This window comes from Microbispora oryzae (assembly GCF_017896165.1).
Classification (GTDB): Bacteria; Actinomycetota; Actinomycetes; order Streptosporangiales; family Streptosporangiaceae; genus Microbispora; species Microbispora oryzae.
This window is the reverse complement of record NZ_JAFCNB010000001.1, coordinates 1-10,991: the sequence shown is the minus strand read 5'-3', so window position 1 is coordinate 10,991 and position 10,991 is coordinate 1. Positions and strand designations below refer to the sequence as shown.

Genomic DNA, 10,991 nt, shown 5'->3' with positions numbered 1-10,991 from the left:
CCTGACGGCTATGGGTTGGTGTCGTCGAGGGCGGTATTTATGCGGTCGATGGCGTCGCGTTGGAGGCGGAGCCTGACGTGGGTGTAGATGTCGGCGGTGATGGAGATGTGAGCATGGCCGAGGAGTTCTTTGATGACGATCAGGTCGACGCCTTGATCCAGGAGTAGTGAGGCGCAGGAATGTCTGAGAGAGCGTTTGATCCTGTTCAATCCAGGTTTCTCCCGATTCGACTGGTTGATCGAATGTCGCTTTTGGCGGGTTTCACGCGATCTGCTGGCCGTCGGGGGCAATCACCTGGGCGATCAGGGGCCGTTCTGTGGCAGAAAATCCTGTCTCATCCCAAGATGTGGCGGTCTGTGGCTTACCTGCTGGTGACGGACACCGCACAGGTCTGGGCGGTCGTCATCTCACGCGATACGCCCAAGGCACGACCGAACAGCGACCGTACCCCAGCGACCTGTCCGACGCCCGCTGGAAGCTAGTCGAACCCGTACTGACCGCCTGGCACGCCGAACGCCGGGGCAGGGGCCTGGACATCGGTCGCCCTCCCCAGCACGACCTGCGCGCCATCTTCAACGCCATCCTGTACGTCGACCGCACCGGCATCCCCTGGCGCTACCTCCCGCACGACTACCCGCCCTGGGCCACCGTGTACAGCTACTTCGCCCACTGGCAGAAAGACGGCGTATTCACCCAGCTCAGCGGCATGCTACGACGATTAGTCAGCACGGCCAAAGGCCGTGACCCCGAGCCGACCGCCTGCGTCATCGACGCCCAGAGCGTCAAGACCTCGACCAACGTCCCCGCCGCCACCCAGGGCATCGACGCGGGCAAGAAGATCGTCGGACGCAAGCGCAGCATCGTCACCGACACCCTCGGCCTGCTGCTCGCGGTACTGGTCACCGCAGCCAGCGTCTCCGACGGCGCCGCCGGCCGCACCCTGCTCGCCCAGGTCGCCGCCGCCCACCCCACGATCACCAAGACCTGGGCCGACAGCGCCTACAGCACCAGCGTCATCGAACACAGCGCCACCCTCGGCATCGACCTGGAAGTCGTCCGCAAAGACCCCGCCACCAGGGGATTCACTCCTCTGCCACGCCGCTGGACGGTAGAGCGCACCTTCGGCTGGCTGATGCTCCACCGCCGCCTGGTCCGCGACTACGAAGCCCTGCCCACCCGCTCCGAAGCCATGGTCCACCTCGCCATGATCGACCTCATGGCCCGCCGACTCACCGACGAATCCACCCCCACCTGGCGGGGCGCATAATCCGAAGCAAACGGAACCTATGGGATCAAACGCCCTCTTAGGAACTATTGATCCACAGGTCTTGACGATTGCTCTGCTGCCTGGTCGGGCTGCACCTTGATCTCAAGTGTGGTTGAGGTTGCATGCTTGGATTCCCTGTCAGTGAACGGTTAGGGGTGGTCGGTGTGCGGGTGGTTCAGGCGCTGAGGTTCGGGGATCCGGAGGTGCTGGTGCCCGGTGAGGCGCCGGATCCGGTGGCTGGGGCGGGCCAGGTCGTGGTCGATGTGGCGGTCGCGGGCATGACGTTCGTCGAGACGCAGATCCGGCGTGGCGTCGACAAGTGGCATGCCAGGCCGTCGTTGCCATACGTGCCGGGCGGTCTGGTGGCCGGTCGTGTGAGCTCGGTCGGGGCGCGGGTGGATCCGGCTTGGATTGGGCGCCGGGTCATCGCCGGGACTGGAGAGACCGGCGGGTTCGCCGAGCGTGCCGTAGCCAAGGTCGAGGAACTGTTTCCGGTGCCGGACGGACTGGGCCTGCCGGAGGCCATCGCCCTGCACAGCGACGGCAGCACCGCGCAGGGCCTCACCGAGAGAGCGGGCATCGGCCCCGGTGATTGGGTGCTGGTCGAAGCGGCGGCCGGCGGCGTCGGCAGCCTGCTGGTGCAGCTCGCCCGTTCGGTCGGCGCTCGGGTCGTGGGAGCTGCCCGCGGAACGCGCAAGCTCGACCTGCTCCGGGAACTGGGCGCCGATGCCGTGGTGGACTACTCGGAGCCGACCTGGACCAGGCGGGTACTCGAAGCGACCGATGGTGCGGGACCGGACGTGGTGTTCGACGGCGTCGGCGGACAGATAGGGCGGGCCGCATTCGAGGTGACAGCTCGCGGTGGCCGGTTCTCGGTGCACGGAGCCTCCAGCGGCGAGGTCACGCTCATCGACTCTGCGGAAGCCCGATCCAAGGGGGTGGAGGTGATCGGCATCGAGCAGCTCTTCGATTTTGGGCCGAACGTGGCGCGGTGGGCGGAGCAGATGATGTCGAAGGCCGCCGCCGGGCTCGTCCGGCCGGTGATCGGGCAGACCTTCCCGTTGGAACGCGCTGCCGAGGCGCACGCCGCGATCGAGAATCGCACCGCCGTAGGGAAGACCCTGCTGCTCGTCTAACGGGCCCCGTGCCAGAAGCATCTTCTCAACAAGCGGATCCTCATCCGTGGCGTTGCGGCCCGATGTGCAACTCCTGCGAATAGTGCGGGATGCGGGGGCTAACGCCCAGGCCATGACCAGTTGGGTGTGCCGCTTCCGGAATATCCGGCCAGCAGTAGGGTTCGGCACCGTGACGCCGACGGGGTAGAGGCTGAAGGCCGGCCCGGGGTGGTGGCGCCAGTCGCGATCCCAGACCTCGATCTGCTCGCGGAGCCGGCGAGCAAGCTTCGCGCCGTCGGGGCCGTGTCCGTGTACCCCGAGCTCGTTGTGCTCCGCCGCGGTCGCATGTGGCTGGGCGTCGCGCAGGGTGAGGTAGGCGAAGCTGTCGCGGGTGATGAGAGCCGGGCAGTGCCAGCGCAGGGCGGTCTGGACGAGATCGCGGTCGCGGTCCGGGTCCTGCCAGATCATGCCGAACCTGTCCTCGACCGTGGCCAGCCAGAGGTTGAGGGTGTCGAACGGCTCCCGTCTGCCGACCTCGACGCCGGTCCACAGCTCGGTGCGAGGTTCGACCAGTGCCCGGCCGAGCGCGTCGGCGTCGAGTCCGGGGCTGTCTTCGGTCGTCAGCTTGACCGCTCCGCCGGCGAGGACGGCTTCCTGGTCCTCGTACGCCCCGGCCCCCTGCATGGGGATGAACCCGCACACCGTGGGGTCCAGGCCCCGGAACCGGCGTCTGGCCCGACGATTTCGGCGATGAGCGCGGCGTTGTAGCCGCCAGAGCCGATCTCCAGGACCCGTGCCCCGCGGGTCAGCCGGGCACCCTCCAGCATCTCGGCTTGCAGCCAGGGCGCGCTGATGGAACTGGTCGCCTTGCCGTCGGCGTCGCGTTTGGTGACGACGACATCCCAGACGGAGTAGGCGGCGTCGAGCGGTGCCTCGGGCGCGAACCTTTCCCTGGGGACCTTCGCGACAGCCTCGGCGACCTCGGGAGAGCGGATCGAGCCCCGCTCCTTCAGCGCGGTGACCAGGTCGGCACGCAGGCGATCGGCGGACTCCGGTGAACGAGCGGCGGCGAACACTCGCTCGACGTTAGCGAAAGACCCGTCTATCCAGCGCGATTTCGCTGAACACCGCTAGCTTGGGCCGGGTCAAAACGAAGGAAGCACGTCATGACGAGGTCCCTCGCTCATCCCGCGGCCGTCCGTGTTGAGGTCGTCGGCACGTCGCCGGCCCTTCGCCAGTCGGGCTTGCCCGCCAGCAGCGCCGCTCTCAGTACAGTGGCGGGGTGTCGGGTGAGCAGGTGAGCGCGCGGGTGGACGTCTGGATCTGGTCGGTACGGCTGACCAGGACTCGTTCGGTCGCGTCCGACGCCTGCCGGGGCGGTCACGTCCGGGTCAACGGCGTGCGGGTCAAGCCCGCCCACGTCGTCCGGGTCGGTGATGAGGTCCGTCTGCGGCACGAGGGGCGCGAACGCATCGTGGTCGTCTCCCGCGTCATCACCAAGCGCGTCGGCGGCGCCGTGGCCGCCGAGTGCTACGTAGACAAGAGCCCTCCGCCCCCTCCGCGCGAGGAGGCCGTGATGGTGGCCGTTCGGGCTCGTGGCGCGGGACGTCCCACCAAACGCGAGCGCCGTAGCATCGACAAGCTGCTCGGGCGCCCAGTGGTGGAGGGGCGAGACCGCCGGGCACGCCCGGACTGAACGGACATGCCGCATCGAATGGGTGAGGAGTTCTCTCGTCACCCACCTCAGCGGCGCTGTTCTCCGCCGGTCTTCCGGCACCCGTCCGGACGGCTTTGGAGACCGTAGCGGCCGTTGCAACATCCCGACCTGGGGAAGTGGGATGGGCGGCCAAGATCGGCCGTTCCACCGCCTATGCGGCGCTCGCACCACGCGGACGGCCGTCGAGAAACTGGTCGAAAACGATTCCCGAATACATCAGTGGCGTGTCCACGGGCGGTCGCCAGGTGACGCGATGGTCGGCGCGGGTGTCGAGAGCCGGGGCCGCCACGCACCGGAGGACGGCGGGATCCGCCAAACGCTCGGATTTGAGCCGACCGCCGACTTCGGCCGAGGCCTGACCGAAACCGTCGCCGGGTGCCGCGCCAGTCCCCACTGGTGGACGCGGGCCTCGGGCCAACGAGACCGGTCACCCGGCCCGGCACGACGATGCGGTGGTCCCGTCGCAGGCCACCTCCAGTGATCGCCCGCTCCGATGGTCGAAAAGTTTCGGAAACTCTGTTGGTTGATTTTGGGTGGTAAGGAAGGCGGCTCTCGCGTCCAATGCCTCTGGTGCCGAGCTTCCCGTGAACTTACGAGCGGGTTCTGACCCCTTGACGTACCACAGGCGCGTTTCTATGGTCGCATTACTTTCGTAATGTCACAGAAACTTTCGGACGTGCCTGATCGCACCACCGGTCACCCCGGTTCCCCCAACCCGAGGAGTTTCCCTTGCATCGTCCCAAACTGGCCATCGGCCTCGTGAGCGTGGCCCTGCTGAGCGGGGTGGCTCTCGTCGGCTCGGCCTCGGCCGAAGCCGGTCCCGCCGCCACACCGGCCCAGGCCGGACCCGTCCCCGCACCGCCCCAGGACCGGCCCGCCGCGGACTCGCTGCGCGCCCTCGGCGACCGGGTCGGACTGCGTATCGGCACCGCTGTGAACATGGACGAACTCGGCAGCAACGCCGACTACACGCGGATCACCGCCGAACAGTTCTCCAGCGTCACTCCCGAGAACGTCATGAAGTGGCAGCTGGTGGAGCCCACCCGCGGCACGTACGACTGGGCTGCCGCCGACCGGCTGGTCGAATTCGCGAAGAAGAACAAGCAGCTGGTCCGCGGGCACACACTGGTGTGGCACAGCCAGCTGCCCACCTGGCTCTCCTCCGACGGCTACACCACCACGCTGTCGAACGACGAGCTGAAGGCCCTGCTCAAGAAGCACATCCAGGACCAGGTGAAGCACTTCAAGGGCGACATCTGGCAGTGGGACGTGGTCAACGAGGCGTTCGACGACGACGGGAAGCCCCGCGAGACCGTCTGGTACAAGGCGTGGGGCGGCCTCGGCTACATCGCCGACGCCTTCCGGTGGGCGCACGAGGCCGACCCCAAGGCCCTGCTGTTCTACAACGACTACAACCTCGAGTTCACCGGGCCGAAGAGCAACGCGGTGTACGACTTCGTCAAGACTCTTAAGGCCCAGCGCGTGCCCATCGACGGCGTCGGCTTCCAGGGCCACCTGGACACCCAGTACGGCTTCCCGGACCTGCAGAACAACCTGCAGCGCTTCGCGGACCTCGGCCTTAAGGTGGCCGAGACCGAGGTGGACGTCCGCACGTTCACCGAGGCCGCGCCGAACGTGAACACCCCGACCGACCCGCTGGCCTCCTACGCCCAGGAGAGCTACTGGTCCCGCGCCATGAAGGCATGCCTGGCGGTGCGCGAGTGCATCTCGTTCACCCCGTGGGGGTTCGGCGACACCTACTCCTGGATCCCCGGATGGTTCGACGACCCGCAGGAGGGCGCGGCCCTGCTGTATGACGGGAACCTGCAGCCCAAGTCGCAGTACTACGTGCTCCAGCAGGACCTGGCACTCGCCGCGGGCGCGCCGCACCGGCCCGGCCCGGGCGGGGGTCGCCACTGACCGTGCCGGCAGGGGCGGGGCCGCACTCCACGAGGCGGCCCGTTCGCCGGACTCGGCCGTATGACGTGTGGCGGCGTCATCTCCACAGAGATGCGCCGCCAGGCGTGACGCCTGGCGGATGGCCAAGCCGCCTACGGCGCCAAGCACGGCAAGGCGGTGGCCAAGGTCGGTCAACGCACCCACCTCGTCGTCCTGGTCCGCGCCGGGGCTACGTGCATCGACGGCGAACTCGTCGAACGCCAGACGATCAGCCCTCACCGGCAGCTGCTCGCACACTCGTGCTCCACAGGTCTTGACGATTGCTCCGGTTCATCGTCTGGCTGATCGCCACGCTCGAGACCTAAGCTGGGCGACGTGCTGGCCATGGTGACAGGAAGCGCGGCCCCCGCCCTTTGTGACATGGACTGAAGTTGGGCGCTCTCTTTCTGGCGCTGACTTCGGTTATCACGTTCGTTTTTCGCGACCTGAAGGTCTTCACCCGGACCTTCGATGAGGTGGTCGCGCCGCTCGTGGACAAGGCCGTCAACCCTGGCGAGCGACAACATGTCCGCGAAGCGCTGCGGGCCACGTCGCTCAAGGTCGGTTTTCTCCTGTCGATGTACGCCATGATGGTCAGGAAACCGGGCCGCCCCGATCTCTTCGTCCTCGGCGGCGCCATCGCGCGGCTCTACGACGACCTCATGGACCATTCCGACCGGCCCGACCTCGATGGCGGACTCGATGCGCTCTTCAGCGGAGGCCCCTTCACTCCCCTGACCGAGTTCGATGTCCTGCTCCACGAGCTTCACCAATCACTGGCTCTACGCCTCGACCTGCCCGAGGACGCTCTGCCGCACGTGACGCTCAGAGCGCTGCACGGCTACCAGAAGTCGTCTCACCAACAGAAGGACCCCGCTATCCGCGAGGGCCTGCTTTGGGAGATCACCCGTGGAAAGGGCGCTACGGCCAATCTGCTCCTGCACGCGTTGGTGCATCCGTATATGACTGCCCGCGAACAGGACGTCCTCAAGGATCTCGGTGTGACCCTGCAGGTGCTCGACGACTACTTCGACCGCGACATCGACCGCGCCGCCGGAATCACGACCCCCGCGACCCGGGGAGGGTCACGCCTTCCGGACGTGCGCCGCCGTCTTCGCACCACCCGTGCGGCACTGCACGACCTGTACAGCCGGCCGGGTAGCCGGCCCTACACCGGCGCGCTATACGCCATGCTGGCCTGGGCCTACCTCTCCCGGTTGCCTCACCCGAGGCGCCCGGCACGCAGGTCATCGGCCCGGACGCCGCTGCTGGTCTTCGCCCGGCGCGGAAACGGGGTCATCAACCTTTCTCCCCACGAATCGGGTCCCCGGTGCGCCGATTGATCATCACCCTTTTATGGCTCCTGCTCGCCGCCGGCGTCGTTGTGGGCGCCGTCGCTCTGCTGCTCGGCAAGGACGTCGAGCCCGCCGTGGCACTGGTCTCAGCTGCCGTTTCGGCCATCGCGCTGCTGGTCTCTCTGCGTACTCCCAGCCCGGCCCGGGGGAGCGCAGCCGAACGTGCCGAGAAGCTACGCGTCAAAGTGCGTGCGCAGGCGACCCGTGAATCGGCCACGCGCGGCATCTGGGAAGGCCAGCCCATGGTGATCCGCTGGCGGGCGACCGGTCTCCGGGCCGCCGGTGGCCTGGCCGTCGAGCTACCCGCCGCGGGTGACTCCGGCGAGCTCATTACCGGCTTCACACGCAGCCGCGTGCCCAAACGACTGGTGGTCACGGGAGAACCAGGATCGGGGAAAACCGGCTTCGCGCTGCTTCTCACACTCGTGATGACCGAGCCGGCGGCAGCGGTGCCGGTGCCGGTCACGCTACCGCTTTCCTCGTGGTTGCCGGAGGAGACCCTGCACGCGTGGATCAACCGCCGTCTTCTGCTGGACTACGGCTTTCTCGACGACGGCGGGAACGGCTCCCGAGGCGGGCCGTCGCCGACGGTGATCGAGCTGTTCGAGCGTGGCCTGCTGCTTCCGATCTTCGATGGCCTCGACGAACTCGCGGAAGAGCGCCGGGCGCCCGTCCTGGCGACCCTGAACTCCGACCTGTGGAGCCGTTCGTTCGTCATCACCAGCCGGATCGGGCAGTTCACCCCGGACCTGGCACGCCTCATAGATGGGGCGTTGGTCACCACGCTGCAGCCGCTGGACGCCAACGCGGCCGCCCGCTACCTGATCGACCGCGACGGAGGCGAGGCCCTCGCACCGCTTCTCGCCGAGCTGACCACCCGTCCCGACGGAGAGGTGGCCGCCGCGCTCAGCACCCCGCTCATGCTTTTTCTGACTCTCACGCAGTACCGGAACAACCACCCGCTACCTGCCGACCTACTCGCCGACGGTAGCCGCCTCCGCATCGAGCGCCACCTGGTCAGCGCGTTCATCCCCGCCGTGCTGACCGGTCCAGGGGCGGACCCGTCTACGTGGAGACCGGCCGTCGCGCAGACCACGCTGCGATTCCTCAGCGAGTACCTCCGCAACTCGGGCTCCGGTGATCTGGCGTGGTGGGAGATGCACCGCGCTGTCCGCACGCGCGCCTTCTTCCCGATCGTTCGCGTCATCGGCGGGGGTGTGGGCTCTGCGGTCCTGGGTGCGATCTTGTTCGGGCTGTTCGGTCTGCTCCAGGTCGGGCTCGCGCTCGGGTTCGCCGTAGGATCAACGGCCGGACTCGTGCTTACTCTCCTCGGCCCCGACGCCCCACGTCAGTCGGCCCCGAGCATCCGCGACAAGAAGAATCCCCGGCGCGCGCTCTATCGCAGTATCGGTTTCGGCTTGGTCGGCGCCGTCATGGGCGGAATCGACAGCGCCCTCTTGTTCGACGGCATGTCGTACGTCGTGGCCCACGCTCTCATCTTCGGACTGACCTTCGGTATAGCCCGTTCACTGCACGAGGAGGCCATTCCCAAGGAAGCCGGCACCCCAGAGGGTTTTCTCAACAACGACCGGAAGGCGACGGCCTACAGTTGGGGGCTCGGAGCGCTGGCGGGAGCCCTCGTGGGCGGGATCGACGGCGCGTTCCTGGGCACCAGGTTGTCCCACAGCCTGAAGGAGGCACTCCAGACCCATCAGGCGTGGGGCCTCGGCCTCCCAACCTGGCAGCAGGCCATGCTTGGTGCCTTCGTCAGCGCCCTGGCGGCCGGTGGCGGCCTTGGCCTGATGTCCCAGGCGTCCAGCGCATCCGCCCGCTTCGCGTCCGCCCGCCTGTGGTTCGCCTTTCGTGGCCGCGCCCCTCTGCGCCTCATGCCCTTTCTGGAGTACGCCTACGACCTTGGCATTTTGCGCCGATCCGGCCCGTACTACCAGTTCAGGCATCAAATCATCAGCGATCATCTTCTGGCCGCCACTCCTGAACGGGCCAGCGGTCCTACACGCGATGCGGAGCTGTCGAAATAGCCGGTGCCAAGGGCGGAGAAGGCCATGCTGTGGCTGCGAATGGGTCGATCTTGGTGGTGTCGCCGATGAGTTCGGCCTCATAGACCACCTCCACCCGCAGGCTTCTCGCACCACGGTGTCCTGGAAGGTCTCGCCTTTGATCGCGTAACCCGTCCCGTCGGTAGTCCCCACTGACGGCCAGCCGGTGCTCCGGAGAACGCCGTGCGACTCACCCGTGTCCGATCAGGCACCGCGCGCAACGAGATTGGTCTTCTCCGCGGCGTGTCCTCATCCGGCCCACGGATGGCCGACCGGTCATGCTCCGTGGCCCAGCAGCGGCGGGCCGTACCGCTTCCGCGCCCACCGTCACGTCACGACTCCCGAACGGGTCGGTTGCCGCCGGTCGGCCGCCGTCGCACGTTCCGGCCTTCGTGGTGAACCGCCGGCTGGACATCCTTGCCATGAACCAGGTGACCACCGCTCTCTTCGAGTGGCTTCCGCACCACGATAACCTCGTCCGCCTCACCTTCCTCAACCCCGAGGCGCGTTACCCGAGGTGGGAGCAGGAGGCCATGTCTGATGTGGCCCATCTGCACGCCGAGGCGGGATCGCTCGGCGGTGACCCTTTCCTGATGGAGATGGTCGAAGAGCTGTCCACGGAAAGCGAGGACTTCGGCCGGCTGTGGGCTCGCCACGACGTACGCGCCAGAAACCAGGAGTTCGTCCACCTGCGTCACCCCGAGGTCGGCGAGATGACCCTCCGACATGAGACGGTGCGCTTCGACAGCGCTCCTGACCCCTGCGTCTTCCTGGGCGAACCGGAGCCCGGCAGCCCGTCCGGAGCGGCGGTCCGGGCGTCTGGCCGAGCGGACCCGCCACCGGCACACCCTGGTCCACGAGTTGCTCGCGCAAGGTCGCGACCCGCGCGCGATCGCCCGCCAGCTGAACTTGGCCCGCAACACTGTCCGCCGCTTCGCCCGCGCGAGCGATCCCGAGACCCTCGACACCGACGAACACCAGCACCTGCGCACGTTGACCGCGGCCTGCCCGGGCCCTGGCCGCGCTCCGCGAGCACGTCCGCGCCTTCGCCCAGATGATGATGCGGCTCACCGGTAACAGCCTGGAGCGGTGGATGAAGCGAGTTCAGGCCAACCGTGGCTCGACGACCGGCAACAGGGTGCTGAGAGCCCTGATGTTATTGCCGAGCGTGGCGCTTGTGCGCGGGCCAGTAACCACGCCGGGTTCTCCTGGACCAGCCGCAGACCAAAGGGTGCGGATCGAGCGCATAGTGTGCGAACGTCCGGCCGTTTCCTCTGACAAGTGCGGGTGTGGCGCTGCCTCGCCAGATTTCGGTGCCCGTACATGCCCTTGCTGAGAGTGGGGCCATACTTCATGCTTTGATCTTGTGCGTCTTGCCTACGCCCTTCGTACATTCAGGTCCGAGCCCACCGACAGAGCAATGCTCAGAACCTGTGGATCGGCTCGGGGGCGTACCCTCCCGAGTGATCGATTCGAAGGTCACTGAGTAGGCCGACGTTGGCGCGTCGGCTGGGAGGGCACGCCCATGCTTACCGTAGTCAA

9 protein-coding genes are annotated in these 10,991 nt (G+C 67.4%); 7 read left to right on the top strand and 2 right to left on the bottom strand.

Features of this window, described 5'->3' with window-relative positions:
• Positions 1-8: 8 nt before the first annotated feature.
• On the bottom strand, positions 9-209 hold the full coding sequence (locus JOL79_RS35725; protein ID WP_210153515.1) for a tyrosine-type recombinase/integrase: 201 nt from the start codon (positions 207-209) through the stop codon (positions 9-11).
• 182 nt (positions 210-391) lie between these two features.
• Between JOL79_RS35725 and JOL79_RS00040 the strand changes: the two genes are divergently transcribed.
• Together JOL79_RS00040 and JOL79_RS00035 are read left to right on the top strand one after the other, a co-directional pair.
• Complete coding sequence (locus JOL79_RS00040) at positions 392-1,267, top strand: IS5 family transposase (protein ID WP_210154129.1); 876 nt, start codon at positions 392-394, stop codon at positions 1,265-1,267.
• A 203-nt stretch (positions 1,268-1,470) separates the two neighbouring features.
• Positions 1,471-2,403, top strand: a complete 933-nt coding sequence (locus tag JOL79_RS00035; protein ID WP_307848189.1) for a zinc-binding dehydrogenase — start codon at positions 1,471-1,473, stop codon at positions 2,401-2,403.
• Positions 2,404-3,002: 599 nt separating this feature from the next.
• Here the strand turns inward: JOL79_RS00035 and JOL79_RS00030 are convergent.
• The gene (locus tag JOL79_RS00030) at positions 3,003-3,458 is read right to left on the bottom strand and encodes a class I SAM-dependent methyltransferase (RefSeq protein WP_210153513.1); all 456 of its coding nucleotides are present in this window, start codon (positions 3,456-3,458) and stop codon (positions 3,003-3,005) included.
• A 206-nt stretch (positions 3,459-3,664) separates the two neighbouring features.
• Between JOL79_RS00030 and JOL79_RS00025 the strand changes: the two genes are divergently transcribed.
• The 5 genes from JOL79_RS00025 to JOL79_RS35720 all read left to right on the top strand — a co-directional run bounded on the left by JOL79_RS00025 (position 3,665) and on the right by JOL79_RS35720 (position 10,507).
• Positions 3,665-4,078: an RNA-binding S4 domain-containing protein gene (locus JOL79_RS00025; protein WP_307848188.1), complete on the top strand. Its 414-nt coding sequence runs from the start codon at positions 3,665-3,667 to the stop codon at positions 4,076-4,078.
• A 750-nt stretch (positions 4,079-4,828) separates the two neighbouring features.
• Positions 4,829-6,019: an endo-1,4-beta-xylanase gene (locus JOL79_RS00020; RefSeq protein WP_210153512.1), complete on the top strand. Its 1,191-nt coding sequence runs from the start codon at positions 4,829-4,831 to the stop codon at positions 6,017-6,019.
• Between the two features lie 410 nt (positions 6,020-6,429).
• Entirely contained in the window at positions 6,430-7,380 is a 951-nt protein-coding gene (locus tag JOL79_RS00015; protein WP_210153511.1) for a hypothetical protein, read from the top strand.
• The gene (locus tag JOL79_RS00010; protein ID WP_210153510.1) at positions 7,377-9,431 is read left to right on the top strand and encodes an NACHT domain-containing protein; all 2,055 of its coding nucleotides are present in this window, start codon (positions 7,377-7,379) and stop codon (positions 9,429-9,431) included. The genes JOL79_RS00015 and JOL79_RS00010 overlap by 4 nt, the downstream gene beginning before the upstream one ends.
• Before the next feature lie 296 nt (positions 9,432-9,727).
• On the top strand, positions 9,728-10,507 hold the full coding sequence (locus JOL79_RS35720; protein ID WP_372446695.1) for an MmyB family transcriptional regulator: 780 nt from the start codon (positions 9,728-9,730) through the stop codon (positions 10,505-10,507).
• Positions 10,508-10,991: the final 484 nt, after the last annotated feature.

Bases quoted from the DNA above. Each gene is read 5' to 3' on its own strand.
- JOL79_RS35720 (WP_372446695.1), top strand. From the start codon at position 9,728: ATGCTCCGTGGCCCAGCAGCGGCGGGCCGTACCGCTTCCGCGCCCACC.